The sequence below is a fragment of the Klebsiella sp. P1CD1 genome, assembly GCF_003790505.1.
Classification (GTDB): Bacteria; Pseudomonadota; Gammaproteobacteria; order Enterobacterales; family Enterobacteriaceae; genus Klebsiella; species Klebsiella variicola.
On sequence record NZ_CP033631.1, the window covers coordinates 4,602,834 to 4,616,618 of the forward strand.

The 13,785-nt window shown below is 58.3% G+C and carries 15 protein-coding genes; 4 read left to right on the top strand and 11 right to left on the bottom strand.

Features of this window, described 5'->3' with window-relative positions; all coding sequences use genetic code 11:
• The first annotated feature begins 72 nt into the window (after positions 1-72).
• Positions 73-1,473: a GABA permease gene (gene gabP / locus DTA24_RS22845; RefSeq protein ID WP_002889795.1), complete on the top strand. Its 1,401-nt coding sequence runs from the start codon at positions 73-75 to the stop codon at positions 1,471-1,473.
• 45 nt (positions 1,474-1,518) lie between these two features.
• Positions 1,519-2,211, top strand: a complete 693-nt coding sequence (gene csiR, locus DTA24_RS22850) for a DNA-binding transcriptional regulator CsiR (protein WP_008805273.1) — start codon at positions 1,519-1,521, stop codon at positions 2,209-2,211.
• Positions 2,212-2,296: 85 nt separating this feature from the next.
• On the opposite strand, the gene crl is transcribed toward csiR, so the two are convergent.
• The 3 genes from crl to gpt all read right to left on the bottom strand — a co-directional run bounded on the left by crl (position 2,297) and on the right by gpt (position 4,561).
• Complete coding sequence (gene crl / locus DTA24_RS22855; protein WP_002889793.1) at positions 2,297-2,695, bottom strand: sigma factor-binding protein Crl; 399 nt, start codon at positions 2,693-2,695, stop codon at positions 2,297-2,299.
• Between the two features lie 57 nt (positions 2,696-2,752).
• On the bottom strand, positions 2,753-3,997 hold the full coding sequence (gene frsA, locus DTA24_RS22860) for an esterase FrsA (RefSeq protein WP_012542786.1): 1,245 nt from the start codon (positions 3,995-3,997) through the stop codon (positions 2,753-2,755).
• Between the two features lie 105 nt (positions 3,998-4,102).
• Complete coding sequence (gene gpt / locus DTA24_RS22865) at positions 4,103-4,561, bottom strand: xanthine phosphoribosyltransferase (RefSeq protein ID WP_002889733.1); 459 nt, start codon at positions 4,559-4,561, stop codon at positions 4,103-4,105.
• A gap of 257 nt (positions 4,562-4,818) precedes the next feature.
• On the opposite strand from gpt, the gene pepD reads away from it, so the two are divergent.
• Positions 4,819-6,276, top strand: coding sequence for a cytosol nonspecific dipeptidase (gene pepD / locus DTA24_RS22870; RefSeq protein ID WP_012968882.1), 1,458 nt, complete (start codon positions 4,819-4,821; stop codon positions 6,274-6,276).
• Between the two features lie 41 nt (positions 6,277-6,317).
• Here the strand turns inward: pepD and DTA24_RS22875 are convergent, their stop codons facing one another.
• Both DTA24_RS22875 and dinB read right to left on the bottom strand, forming a co-directional pair.
• A complete protein-coding gene (locus tag DTA24_RS22875) occupies positions 6,318-6,770 on the bottom strand; it encodes a GNAT family N-acetyltransferase (RefSeq protein WP_012542788.1) in 453 nt (150 codons plus the stop codon).
• Between the two features lie 2 nt (positions 6,771-6,772).
• Positions 6,773-7,828 (bottom strand): DNA polymerase IV, encoded by a 1,056-nt coding sequence (dinB, locus tag DTA24_RS22880; protein WP_008805269.1) that lies wholly within the window; start codon positions 7,826-7,828, stop codon positions 6,773-6,775.
• A gap of 159 nt (positions 7,829-7,987) precedes the next feature.
• On the opposite strand from dinB, the gene DTA24_RS22885 reads away from it, so the two are divergent.
• Entirely contained in the window at positions 7,988-8,848 is an 861-nt protein-coding gene (locus tag DTA24_RS22885; protein ID WP_012542789.1) for a glycerophosphodiester phosphodiesterase family protein, read from the top strand.
• A 221-nt stretch (positions 8,849-9,069) separates the two neighbouring features.
• Here the strand turns inward: DTA24_RS22885 and nqrM are convergent, their stop codons facing one another.
• Genes nqrM through DTA24_RS22915 form a run of 6 tightly spaced genes read right to left on the bottom strand, consistent with a single transcriptional unit; the run spans position 9,070 to position 13,783 of the window.
• Positions 9,070-9,285 (bottom strand): (Na+)-NQR maturation NqrM, encoded by a 216-nt coding sequence (nqrM, locus tag DTA24_RS22890; RefSeq protein ID WP_004204638.1) that lies wholly within the window; start codon positions 9,283-9,285, stop codon positions 9,070-9,072.
• A 2-nt stretch (positions 9,286-9,287) separates the two neighbouring features.
• Complete coding sequence (nqrF, locus tag DTA24_RS22895; RefSeq protein ID WP_008805267.1) at positions 9,288-10,511, bottom strand: NADH:ubiquinone reductase (Na(+)-transporting) subunit F; 1,224 nt, start codon at positions 10,509-10,511, stop codon at positions 9,288-9,290.
• Positions 10,512-10,523: 12 nt separating this feature from the next.
• Positions 10,524-11,120 carry an NADH:ubiquinone reductase (Na(+)-transporting) subunit E gene (gene nqrE / locus DTA24_RS22900; protein ID WP_004177335.1) on the bottom strand — a complete coding sequence of 199 codons (597 nt, stop codon included), beginning with the start codon at positions 11,118-11,120 and terminating at the stop codon, positions 10,524-10,526.
• Positions 11,121-11,126: 6 nt separating this feature from the next.
• A complete protein-coding gene (locus tag DTA24_RS22905; RefSeq protein ID WP_002889716.1) occupies positions 11,127-11,765 on the bottom strand; it encodes an NADH:ubiquinone reductase (Na(+)-transporting) subunit D in 639 nt (212 codons plus the stop codon).
• Complete coding sequence (locus tag DTA24_RS22910; RefSeq protein WP_064323853.1) at positions 11,758-12,552, bottom strand: Na(+)-translocating NADH-quinone reductase subunit C; 795 nt, start codon at positions 12,550-12,552, stop codon at positions 11,758-11,760. Before DTA24_RS22910 ends, DTA24_RS22905 begins: the two co-directional genes overlap by 8 nt.
• Positions 12,545-13,783: an NADH:ubiquinone reductase (Na(+)-transporting) subunit B gene (locus tag DTA24_RS22915; protein WP_012968885.1), complete on the bottom strand. Its 1,239-nt coding sequence runs from the start codon at positions 13,781-13,783 to the stop codon at positions 12,545-12,547. The genes DTA24_RS22910 and DTA24_RS22915 overlap by 8 nt, the downstream gene beginning before the upstream one ends.
• Positions 13,784-13,785: the final 2 nt, after the last annotated feature.

Sequence of the window (13,785 nt, forward strand, 5' to 3'; positions counted from 1 at the left end):
CAATAATACGCGTGCCCCGGCGCGGGAATGTCGGGGCGCTCTCCCAGGTGACACACTTCGAGAGGGTAAATGATGGGGCAACTGTCGCAATCACAGGATTTAGGGGCGGGACTGAAGTCGCGCCACGTCACGATGTTATCTATCGCCGGGGTGATCGGCGCGAGTTTATTTGTCGGTTCCAGCGTCGCCATTGCCGAAGCGGGCCCGGCGGTGCTGCTGGCCTATCTGTTTGCCGGGCTGCTGGTGGTGATGATTATGCGTATGCTGGCCGAAATGGCCGTCGCCACGCCGGATACTGGCTCCTTTTCCACCTACGCCGACAAAGCCATCGGCCGCTGGGCGGGGTATACCATCGGCTGGCTGTACTGGTGGTTCTGGGTACTGGTTATTCCGCTGGAAGCCAATATCGCGGCGATTATTCTGCATTCGTGGGTGCCGGGCGTCCCTGTGTGGTTGTTCTCCCTGGTCATCACTCTCGCCCTCACCGGCAGTAACCTGCTGAGCGTCAAGAACTACGGTGAATTCGAGTTCTGGCTGGCGCTGTGCAAAGTGATCGCTATTCTGGCGTTTATCGTACTGGGCGCGGTCGCCATTACCGGTTTTTATCCCTATGCCGAGGTCAGCGGCATTTCGCGGCTGTGGGACCACGGCGGCTTTATGCCGAACGGCTTCGGCGCGGTGCTGAGCGCGATGCTGATCACCATGTTCTCTTTTATGGGCGCGGAGATCGTCACCATTGCCGCCGCCGAATCGGACACGCCGGATAAACACATCGTCCGCGCCACCAACTCGGTGATCTGGCGTATCTCTATTTTTTATCTGTGCTCGATCTTTATCGTCGTCGCCCTCATCCCATGGAATATGCCGGGGCTGAAGAGCATCGGTTCCTACCGCTCGGTGCTCGAGCTGCTGCATATTCCCTACGCGAAGCTGATTATGGACGGCGTGATCCTCCTGTCGGTCACCAGCTGTCTGAACTCGGCGCTGTATACCGCCTCGCGGATGCTCTATTCCCTGAGCCGTCGCGGCGATGCGCCGGCCATCATGGGCCGGACCAACCGCAGCAAAACTCCGTACGTGGCGGTGCTGCTCTCCACCGGCGCGGCGTTCCTCACCGTGGTGGTGAACTACTATGCGCCCGCGAAGGTGTTTAAATTCCTCATCGACAGCTCTGGCGCCATCGCCCTGCTGGTCTATCTGGTGATCGCCGTTTCACAACTGCGGATGCGCAAAATCCTTCAGGCGCAAGGCGGCGAGATCCGTCTGAGAATGTGGCTCTATCCGTACCTGACCTGGCTGGTAATCGCCTTTATCACCTTCGTGCTGGTGGTGATGCTGTTCCGTCCGGCGCAGCAACTGGAGGTGATCTCTACCGGCCTGTTAGCATTGGGAATTATTTGTACAGTACCGATTATGTCGCGCTGGAAAAAGCTGGTATTGTGGCAAAAACTGCCGCTGCAAAATACGCGTTAACCCTGTTCCCGGCGCCCGCCGGGAAGAGTATTCAGGAGTAAGAACATGACCGCCATTCCCCAGGCGACGGCCATTGACGGGTACCGTTGGCTGAAAAACGACATCATCCGCGGGGTCTACCAACCCGATGAGAAGCTGCGGATGAGCCTGCTGACGTCGCGCTATGAGCTCGGTGTCGGGCCGCTGCGGGAGGCGCTCTCGCAGCTGGTGGCGGAAAGGCTGGTGACGGTGGTTAATCAGAAAGGCTATCGGGTGGCGCCCATGTCGGAGCAGGAGCTTCTCGATATCTTCGACGCGCGCGCCAACATGGAAGCCATGCTGGTGCGCCTCGCCATCGAACGCGGCGGCGACGAGTGGGAAGCCGAGCTGCTGGCCCGCGCCCATCTGCTCAACAAGCTGGAGTCCTGTGACGCCAGTGAGCGCTTACTCGATGAATGGGACCAGCGCCATCAGGCGTTTCACACCGCCATCGTCGCCGGCTGCGGCTCCCAGTATCTGCTGCAGATGCGCGAAAGGCTGTTCGATCTGGCGGCGCGCTACCGCTTCATCTGGCTGCGCACCACCGTGCTGTCGGTGGAGATGCTGGAAGACAAGCATGTCCAGCACCAGACCCTGCTGGACGCCATTCTGGCGCGCGATGCCGAACGAGCCAGCGCGCTGATGCGCGAGCACTTACTGACCCCTATCCCGATTATTCAACAGGCGATGGCTGGCAAGCTGTCGCCGCAGGCAGGGTGAGTCAGATGGTGGGGTTGAAATTACGGGTATGGCGGCACGCTCCTCCACGCCGCACGGGCGTGGAGAAATCGTATCCGTAGATCAATCAGGCCCGCAGGCGAACCGGCTCGCTGAAATCGTCGGCCGGTTCCAGCTTCAGATTAAAGGTGGTCAGCAGCGCTGCCGCGCGCTCGTGGAACTCGCGTAGCGTTTTTTCTAGTCTGTCGCTCACTTCCGGGTCGTCAATGTCGACCGCCTGCCATGAACCTTCTTTATTGAACAGGCCAAACTGGTAGCTGTAGGTGAAACGTGACTCTTGTGCTTCCATTTCCATCCACCAGCCCCAGAATTCACGCTTCTCCGGCGCGGGCTTAACATTGACGCAAACTGCCAGGCAATCGAAAAAGAAACGGTTGTCATGGCACTGCTCTTCGCGAATGTAAGGCCCTAGCGCCGTGAATTTCTTGATCAACTTACTTTTCAGGTGTCCACTCGGTAACGTCATTGCGATCTCCTTTAGTGATGCAACTGTTTTACCAAACCAATAGAATTTAGCAATAAATTAACCAAATCTATGATTGATCCAGCGGGCGATCTGTCGCAATGCGTGATCAAAATTGCGATACACCGGGTTAAACGGGATCTCCAGCAGTTTGCCATCGGCAGATGACGAAGTGATTAACCGCGACTCTTCTTCGGGGCTGAAAGGATCGTCCTTCCAGAAGCCGGAAAGCATCGGCGTCGGGCAACGGCGCCCCAGCAGTCCCTGTGTTTTTAACGAGTAGCGGTTGAGCTCCACGCGCAGCGCTTCATCGGACGCGTCATGCATACCCAGCCGCGAGGCCAGCACGTCAAGATACATCTCCGGCACGCGCCCCTGATGCAGGGGATCCACCAGCAGACCATGAACGACCGGGCCCAGACACGCCACAGCCTTCAGCCGCTGCGGCTCCAGGTAACCCAGACGGACCGCGATATTGGCGCCAAAGCGGAAGCCAAAGGCCGCGACCCGGGTATGATCGACCCACGGTACATTTTCCAGATGGCGCAGCGCGTGCTGGTGCAGCAGGCTGGTGTCCTGATTCAGCGTCCATTTTGACGAGAAGCCGATGGAAGGCATATCGATCGTCAGCATGGCAATACCGAGCGGTGAGAAGTAGTTCTCATACAGGTTGTAATAATCCGTCTGCAGTGAGTCCAGGCCCCCGCACATCAGCACCGTCGGAAACGGCCCATCGCCTTTTGGCATATGCAAAAAGCCGGTTATTGGCGAACCGCCAGGGATGGTGAACTCCAGTTCGCGCAGCGAGCCCGGCAGCCGCTGGGCGGCCTCTTCATACGCCCGGTTGGCTAAAGCCTGCGCCTGTTCGGCCAGCTCATCGCCTTTAATATGCGGATAAGCGGCAATGCTATACAGGTTCGATGCATGCAACCAGTGGCGGCCGCTCAGCAAAGGATCGGCTTCCTGCCCGGCCTTTTGTTGCCACTGCATGGCCTCTTTCGCCCACTCAAAGATCCAGTTGCCGCCGCGATAGCCGATAACGGTATCGAACAGTTCTGGATCCGTTCGTTCGGCCTCGCTCATCACAATGCGCGCTTGCACATCGAGGATCTCCTGCGGGGTCACGCCGCGCCAGATCCACATCAAACGGTTGATCAGACGGTACCAGTGATCGACGTGATTGCCGCTCAGCGCCGACTGCATCGCCTGCGGTTTTCCGGCGGAAAACCGACGCACCAGCGTAGAGGTTTCTGGATGTTTGAAGCGGGGTTTAAACAGCGTTTCGCTGAGGTTAGCCTGTGACATGTGCAGCCTCCGTCGTAGTGCCACTCCTGTTATTGTAACCTGCTAAAGGATAAAAAAAACCACGCCCGGCAAGCCGGGCGTGGTAAATAGCACTGTCCTGAAGAATTAACGACCTGCGATAGGCGGTACAAACACCACGCCCATATCCCACGGCTGTTCAATCCAGGTGTCCTGCGGAATATCCACAACGTAATCGTCCACCAGCGGGCGGCCTGCCGGCTTGGCGAAAATGGTGACAAAGTGTGCTTTTGGATACATTTCGCGGATCGCCACGGCGGTACCGCCGGTATCCACCAGATCGTCGATAACGATAAAGCCTTCGCCATCGCCTTCCGCGCGTTTCAGCACTTTCAGCTCGCGCTGGTTATCATGGTCGTAGCTGGAGATGCATACGGTATCAACATGACGAATGCCCAGTTCACGCGCCAGTAAGGCTCCCGGTACCAGTCCACCGCGGCTGACGGCAATAATGCCTTTCCATTGCTCAACCGGCAGCAGACGGCTGGCCAGTTTGCGGGCGTGAATCTGCAACATGTCCCAGGTGACGACGTATTTTTCGCTCATGTGAAGTGTCCCAGCCTGTGTAATACGGCTTAAATAATGTTCGAGGGGGAAAATGGTTGCGCGAGATTATAGAGATCTGACGCACTAAAAACCAGTGTTAAGCGGTTTGCGCAACGCTTTTTGCGTTGTTTACACTACCTGCGGCGGTGGAAAGTGGTATTCTCAACCCCATCGCGCAAGCCCGGGCTTGTTGTGTATTTTAACGCTAACCCTCGTCCTGCAACCGCTGTATGCAGGAGTCTGTAAGGAGACTTACCGTGTCTGAACTGTCTCAACTATCCCCGCAGCCGCTTTGGGATATTTTTGCCAAGATTTGCTCCATCCCGCACCCGTCCTATCACGAAGAACAGCTCGCCGAGCACATTATGGGTTGGGCAAAAGAAAAAGGCTTACACGCGGAACGTGACCAGGTTGGCAACATTCTGATTCGTAAAGGCGCGACTGCCGGTATGGAAAACCGCAAGCCGGTAGCGCTGCAGGCGCACCTCGATATGGTGCCGCAGAAAAACAACGATACCGTCCACGACTTCGCCAAAGATCCGATCCAGCCGTACATTGACGGCGAATGGGTGAAAGCGCGCGGCACCACGCTGGGCGCGGATAACGGCATCGGGATGGCGTCTGCACTGGCGGTGCTGGCCGACGACAGCGTCGCTCACGGTCCGCTGGAAGTGCTGCTGACCATGACCGAAGAGGCCGGTATGGACGGCGCGTTCGGTCTGCAGGCCAACTGGCTGCAGGCGGATATCCTGATCAATACCGACTCCGAAGAAGAAGGCGAAATCTACATGGGTTGCGCCGGCGGGATCGATTTCACCTCTAACCTGGCGCTGACCCGAGAAGCGATTCCGGCCGGGTTCCAGAGCTTTAAAGTAACCTTAAAAGGGCTGAAAGGCGGCCACTCCGGCGGTGACATTCACCTGGGTCTGGGTAACGCCAACAAGCTGCTGTCACGCTTCCTCGCTGGCCACGCCGATGAGCTGGATTTGCGTCTGGTCGATTTCAACGGCGGTACGTTGCGCAACGCCATCCCGCGCGAAGCATACGCAACCGTCGCCGTCGCCGCGGATAAAGCCGATGCGCTGAAAGCGCTGGTGAATACTTACCAGGCGCTGCTGAAAAACGAGCTGGAGGCCAAAGAGAAGAACCTGGTAGTGCTCCTGGAAGCGGTTGATAACGACAAAGCAGCGCTGACGCAGGCTTCCCGCGACGGTTTCATCCGCCTGCTGAACGCCACGCCGAACGGGGTTATCCGCAACTCTGACGTGGCGAAAGGCGTAGTGGAAACTTCGCTGAACGTCGGCGTCGTCACCATGACCGATGACAACGTGCAGATCCACTGCCTGATCCGCTCGCTGATCGACAGCGGCAAAGACTACGTGGTCAGCATGCTGGATTCTCTGGGTAAACTGGCGGGGGCGAAAACCGAAGCCAAAGGCGCTTACCCTGGCTGGCAGCCGGACGCCAACTCGCCGGTAATGCACCTGGTGCGCGAGACTTACCAGCGTCTGTTCAACAAGACGCCGAACATCCAGATCATCCACGCCGGTCTGGAATGCGGTCTGTTCAAAAAACCGTATCCGGAGATGGACATGGTCTCCATCGGGCCAACCATTACCGGTCCGCACTCCCCGGATGAGCAGGTACATATCGAAAGCGTCGGTCAGTACTGGACGCTGCTGACCGAGCTGTTGAAAGCCATTCCGGCTAAATAAGCCCCACCACCGGCGGCGGCCCGCCGCCGGTTTTCCCCGCATCACCTTAGCGCCACGCGTTTTTCCATCCGGTAGTTAATAAACCACTCCCCACGGGCTGCCACCCGCTGCTCCGCCACCACTTTAAATCCATGGGCCGTAAAACAGGGCTTTGCGGTAATGCTGGCGTCCACCGTCAGGATTTGCGCAGGATACTGAGCGCAGAGCGCCTCGATAAGCGCGCCGCCGATACCCTGCCGGGCGTGATCCGGCGAGACAAAGAGCAAATCGATATGCGTCCCGATGGCGGTGATAAAGCCAACCGGTTGATTGTTAACCACGGCCACCCGCCCGACTGAGTCAGCCAGCTTTTGTCGCCAGCGCGTCTCATCCACCTGCGCCCAGGCCGCAATCTGCGCCGGGGTATAGTCCCGGCTCGCCGTTTCCTGCACCGCGCGCAGAAAGATCTGGCAGAGCAATGGCAAATCGCTGTCGCGGTAAGCACGAATATGCATGGTTAAATCCCTAATAAAAGCTGCCTTTCCAGCTGCGGATCGAGCAGCGTCACATGGAGCCCAACCAGACGCACGCCCCGTCCGCCGCGCCGCTCATCCCAGGCTTTGTGGGCGGTGGCAATCAGATCCTCTTTGTTCAGCCGCGGCCAGACGTGCTCCTGAGTGGTCAGCTGGAAGTCATTGAATTTCAGTTTAATCCCCTGGCGGGCGATCAGCAGGTCCGGTTTGACCTTCGCCAGCCGCCGCTCCAGTTCGGGATAGAGATTTTCGATAATCGCTTCGCACGCTGACCATTCGTGGATATCTTCCGCTAACGTCCGCTCCACGCCCACCGATTTACGTTGCCGATCGTTATGGATTTCCCGCTCATCAATCCCGTGGCTGCGCTCCCACAGAATACGGCCGAATTTACCGAAGCGCTTGAGCAGCATGGCCAGATCGCTGTTCTGCACATCGCCACAGGTACGCAGGCCCATATTTTCCAGCTTCGCCGCCGACACCTTTCCGACACCGGGTATTTTCGCCAGCGGCAGCGCCCGCACAAACTCTGCCACCTGATGGGGAGCGATAACGAACTGGCCGTTGGGTTTATTCATATCGGAAGCGATTTTAGCGAGAAACTTCACCGGCGCCACGCCCGCCGAGGCGGTGAGGTGCAGCTCCCGTTCGATGGTCTGGCGGATCTCCTGAGCTATTAGAGTGGCCGACCCGTGACAATGCACGCTGTCGCTGACGTCAAGGTAGGCTTCATCCAGCGACAGCGGCTCAATGCGCGAGGTATAGCGGGAGAAAATTTCGCGGATATGATTCGAGGCTTCTTTGTAGGCATCGAAGCGGCCGGGAAGCAGCGTGAGATGCGGGCACAGCTTGAGCGCCGTTGCCGTCGGCATGGCGCTGCGCACACCAAACTTACGCGCAGGATAGTTCGCGGTACTAATCACGCCACGCTGTACCCGACTGCCGCCTATCGCGAGGGGGATATCACGCAACGCCGGGTTGTCGCGCATCTCCACCGCTGCAAAGAAACAGTCCATATCGACATGGATAATTTTACGCATCGTCAGACTCAACACTGTATACCCATACAGCATAGCAAAACTGCGCGCCAGTTTGATGCTTTTTTTACTCCGGTGGTCAAAAAAACGCTGACAACATAAAAGTGCAATAAATCATGTTTATTTTCATAACGTTAATCAACTAATCTGAAAGATACAATTATGAAGAAACGACTCACCGCCCTTTGCCTGCTGGCCGCCAGCAGCGCTTTAGCTAACCCACAGCTGATTGCCCACCGCGGCGGTACCGGCGATGCGCCGGAAAATACCCTGCCGGCCATTAAACTGGCGCTGGAGAACCACGCTGAGGCCATCTGGGTCACGGTGCAGTTAAGCCGCGACGGCGTACCGGTACTCTACCGTTCAAGCGATCTCTCCGCCCTGACCAACGCCGAGGGTAAGGTCTCCAGCTTAACCGCCGCCGAGCTGGCGAAAGTCGACGCCGGCTGGAAATGGGGGGATGACAGCCACCCGTGGCGCGGTAAGCAGGCTACGATCCCGACCCTGCAAAGCGTGCTGCAACAGTGGCCGCACACTTTTTTCTACATCGATATCAAATCTCCAGATGCCGATCCGGCGGTGATGGGCGAACGCCTGCTGGCGGTGTTAAAAGCCACCGACAGCCTCGATCGCGTGCGGGTCTATTCCACCGATGACCGCTATATCGCCGCCCTGCCATCGGCTATTCCCCGCTTCGTCACCCGCAGCGAGACTCGCACTAAACTTGCGACTATTTCACTCAGCCACCAGTGTCAACTGAGCAGCCAGCACGAGGGCGAGCAGTGGTATGGGCTGGAGCTGAAGCGCAAGGTGGAGGTGGTGGAGAAGTTTACCCTTGGCGAAGGGATCTCCCCGGCAACGCTCACCTGGGATAAAGAGGCGATGGATTGCTTCCGCTCACAGGGCAAAGCGCACATTATTTTCTTCGGCATCAACAGTGCGGAAGACTACCGCACGGCGAAGGAGCTGGGTGCCGACGGGGTGATGGTGGATTCTCCGGCACAGGCGAAAAGCTGGCAGTAAGGGAGTCAACGGCTAAAAAGGCCGCGAAAGCGGCCTCACATTGCTGGCATGCTATTGCCGGGTGGCGGCTGGCGCCTTACCCGGCCTACAAAACCGAAGCAGCAGACCCGGCAAGCGCAGCGCCACCGGGCACGGAGCCGCTTTATGCCGGGTGGCGGCTGCGCCTGACCCGGCCTACAAAACTGAAGCAGCAGGTCCGGCATGCGCAGCGCCGCCGGGCATTACAAAATACGCCGCTGCTGACGCTGCGCCTCGCGAGCGAGACGTTTCTTACGCGCGTCGCACGGTTCCGGACAGTCGCAGACTTTCTCCAGCCCCAGCGACGAGATCCCGCCGCAGCTGCCCTGAATGCTCTTGCGCTTCACCAGGTAGCCCAGCGACATACCGAGGATCACCAGCGCAAAAATCACAAAGGTCGCGACAAATACCGTCAGCATCGTCAGCCTCCAAAGTCGTCGAGCATGATGTTCTCATCTTCGACGCCCAGGTCTTTGAGCATTTTTATCACCGCGGCGTTCATCACCGGCGGCCCGCACATATAGAATTCGCAGTCTTCCGGCGCCGGGTGGTCGCGCAGATAGTTTTCATACAGAACATTATGGATAAAGCCCGTATGCCCGGTCCAGTTATCTTCCGGCAGCGGATCGGAGAGCGCGACGTGGAAGGTAAAGTTAGGGTTGTCGCGCGCCAGCTGCTCGAACTCATCATCGTAGAACATCTCGCGCAGCGAACGGGCGCCGTACCAGAAGCTGATTTTGCGCGTGCTGTGCAGCCGCTTAAGCTGATCAAAGATATGCGAGCGCATCGGCGCCATGCCGGCGCCGCCGCCGATAAACACCATCTCAGCGTCGGTCTCTTTAGCAAAGAACTCGCCGAACGGCCCGGAAATCGTCACCTTATCGCCAGGCTTCAGCGACCAGATATAGGACGACATGATCCCCGGCGGCGCATCCGGGACCTTCGGCGGCGGCGTGGCGATGCGCACGTTGAGCATAATGATGCCCTTCTCTTCCGGATAGTTAGCCATCGAGTAGGCGCGCAGGGTCGGCTCTTTCACCTCAGAGACATAGCGGAACAGATTGAATTTGTCCCAGTCTGAACGATATTCATCAGGAATATCAAAGTCGGCATAGGCCACTTTATGCGACGGGCATTCGATCTGAATATAGCCGCCGGCGCGGAACGGCACCGCTTCACCATCAGGCACCCGTAATTTGAGCTCTTTAATGAAGGTGGCTTTGTTATCGTTAGAGATAACCTCGCACTCCCATTTTTTCACGCCGAAAATCTCTTCCGGCAGCTCAATTTTCATATTCTGCTTCACCGCCACCTGGCAGGCCAGGCGGCACCCTTCTTTGGCTTCGCGTTTGGTGATATGCGAAAGCTCGGTCGGCAGAATATCGCCGCCGCCTTCTTTGATGGTCACCCGACACTGGCCGCAGGAGCCGCCGCCGCCGCAGGCGGAAGAGACGAAGATACCGTTGCTGGACAGCGTGTTCAGCAGTTTGTCACCCGCCGGGGTGCGGATCTGTTTATCCGCTTCGTTATTGATCTCAATAACCACGTCGCCCGCGTTCACCAGCTTTGAGCGCGCAGCCAGGATAAGCCCCGACAGCACCAGCACAATCAGCGTGAACATCACGACGCCAAGAATAATTTCCATACTTATTCGCCCTTATAGCTGCACGCCGGAGAAGGACATAAAGCCCAGCGCCATCAACCCGGTGGTGATAAAGGTGATCCCTAACCCGCGCAAGCCGGCGGGCACGTTGGCGTACTTCATTTTTTCGCGGATCCCCGCCATCGCCACGATCGCCAGCATCCAGCCGATGCCGGAGCCGAAGCCGTAGACGATGGATTCCGGGAAGTTGTAATCACGCTGCACCATGAACGACACGCCGCCGAAAATGGCGCAGTTAACGGCGATAAGCGGCAGGAAGATCCCTAACGCGTTATAGAGTGCCGGGAAGTACTTATCGAGGATCATCTCGAGGATCTGCACCAGCGCCGCAATCACCCCGATAAAGGTGATGAAGTTCAGGAAGCTGAGATCTACGCCTTCCACCAGCGCGCCGTCGCGCAGCACCAGGTTATAGACCAGGTTGTTGATTGGCACAGCAAGACCCAGCACCACCGTCACTGCGACGCCGAGGCCGAAGGCGGTGGAGACCTTTTTCGACACCGCGAGGAAGGTACACATCCCGAGGAAGAAGGCCAGCGCCATGTTCTCAACGAACACCGCGCGGACAAACAGGCTAATGTAATGAGCCATCATCGATTACTCCTTTTCCTGCTGCTCAGGCTTCCAGCTACGCAGGGCCCAGATCAGCAAACCGATAATGAAGAAGGCGCTCGGCGCCAGCAGGAACAGGCCGTTCGGCTGATACCAGCCGCCGTTCTGCACCGTCTCCAGCACCGTGATACCGAACAGCTTGCCGCTGCCGATAAGCTCGCGCAGGAAGCCGACGATTATCAGGATCGCGCCATAGCCGAGACCGTTGCCAATACCGTCCATAAAGCTGGCCAGCGGCGGCGATTTCATGGCGTAGGCTTCGGCGCGCCCCATCACGATACAGTTGGTGATGATAAGCCCGACGAATACCGACAGCTGCTTAGAGGTTTCATAAGCGAAAGCCCGCAACAGCTGATCCACCACGATGACCAGCGAGGCGATGATCGCCATCTGCACGATGATGCGCACGCTATTGGGAATATGGTGGCGAATCATCGAGATAAACATGCTGGAGAACGCCGTCACCAGCGTCACCGCAATGGTCATCACGAAGGCGGTTTCCAGTTTAGTGGTTACCGCCAGCGCGGAGCAGACGCCCAGCACCTGCAGGGCGATGGGGTTGTTGGCGATGAGCGGCCCCACCAGCACGCGCTTCACCTCTTTCATATCGCTCTGTTCAGCCATTATTCAGCCCTCCCTCACGCACTTTTTTCAGGAACGGACCAAAGCCCAGTTCGCCCATCCAGAAATCAAAGCTGTGCTGCACGCCGTTAGACGTTAGCGTGGCGCCGGATAAACCGTCTACTGCATGCAGGTCACCGGCGCGCGCGCCGCCTTTCACCACCCGGAGTGCCGGCATGCCGTTGTCATCCAGCACCTGCTTGCCAATAAACTGCTGGCGCCAGTTCGGGTTCTCCACTTCGCCGCCCAGCCCCGGGGTTTCCCCCTGATCGTAATATGTAATGCCTTTCACCGTGCGGCCATCAACGTCCAGCGCCACAAAGGCATACATCATCGACCACAGGCCATTGCCGTAGATCGGCAGCACCATCTGCTCAATCTGTTGCTGCGCGTCGCGCACCAGATAAATTTCCGCCAGGTTGCTACGGCGTTTAATGCCGGCCGGATCCTGGCTGGCGTCCAGCGCGATGCTCTGCTGCGGATCCTTCAGCGCCTGGGCCTGATTCAATTTTGCCGGGTCTTTCTTCAGCAGCTCGCCGGTCGCCAGATTCACCAGTCGCGGCGAAATGCGCGCCGCGAAGGTTTCCGCTACCGCATCAGCATCCATCCCGGGCTGTATCAGGCCGGCGACGGCCAGGATATTGCGCTGTTTATCCAGCGCCCGCTGCGCCTGCTGGCGGGATTTCAGCCCCACGGCCGAGCCCGCTACCACGATGGAGCAGACCAGACAAAGCACCAGCACCACCAGCAGCGTTTTGCCGATGCTATCGTTACTTTTCTTCTCAGCCACGCGACTTCCTCCGCTTAATATTGGCCTGCACCACCAGGTAATCGAACAGCGGTGCGAAGAGGTTGGCGAAGAGGATCGCCAGCATCATCCCTTCCGGATAGGCCGGGTTCACCACGCGGATCAGCACGCACATCACGCCGATCAGCACGCCGTAACTCCATTTCCCTTTATCGGTAAACGAGGCGGATACCGGGTCCGTCGCCATAAACATCATGCCGAAGGCAAAGCCGCCGAGCACCAGATGCCAGTACCACGGCATCGAGAACATCGGGTTGGTATCGGAGCCGATAACGTTAAACAGGGTGGCGGTGGCGATCATGCCGATCATCACCCCGGCGACGATGCGCCAGGACGCGACGCGGCCAAAGAGAATGATCGCGCCGCCGATCAGGATCATCAGCGTGGAGACTTCGCCAATTGAGCCGGGAATGTTGCCGAGGAAGGCGTCCATCCAGCTCACCGGGATGCCGGTCGCGACGTTAACCAGCGCTTCACCGCCGCCGCTGGCCCACTGGGAGAGCGGCGTGGCGCCGGAGAAACCGTCCGCCGCCGTCCACACGAGATCGCCGGAAATCTGCGCCGGGTAGGCGAAGAACAGGAACGCGCGCCCCGCCAGCGCCGGGTTGAGGAAGTTGCGCCCGGTACCGCCGAAAATCTCTTTGGCGATCACCACCCCAAAGGAGATCCCCAGCGCCGCCTGCCATAGCGGCAGCGTAGGCGGCACAATCAGCGCGAAGAGAATTGAGGTAACGAAAAAGCCTTCGTTGATCTCATGTTTGCGCACAATCGCGAACAGCACTTCCCAGAAGCCGCCGACGATAAAAACGGTGATATAGATCGGCAGGAAGAAGACCGCGCCCAGGGTCATCATGCTCAGCCAGCCGGCGTCAGCGCTGAAGCTGACCCCTAACCACTGGGCGACGCTGTAATGCCAGTTGTTGGCGATCACCTGCTGCAGCTGTTCGGCGCCGTACAGTTTGTGCAGCGCCGGAATGGTCTGCAGCCCAACGTTGTACATGCCCCAGAACATCGCCGGGAATACGGCAAACCACACGAGGATCATCATCCGCTTGAGGTCGATGGCGTCGCGCACGTGCGCCGCGCCGCGGGTGACCTGCCCCGGCGTGTAGAAGATGGTCGCCGCCGCTTCATACAGCGGGTAATATTTTTCCAGCTTGCCGCCATGCGTGAAATGCGGCTCAAGTTTCTCAATCAGGTGCTTTAAGCCCATCT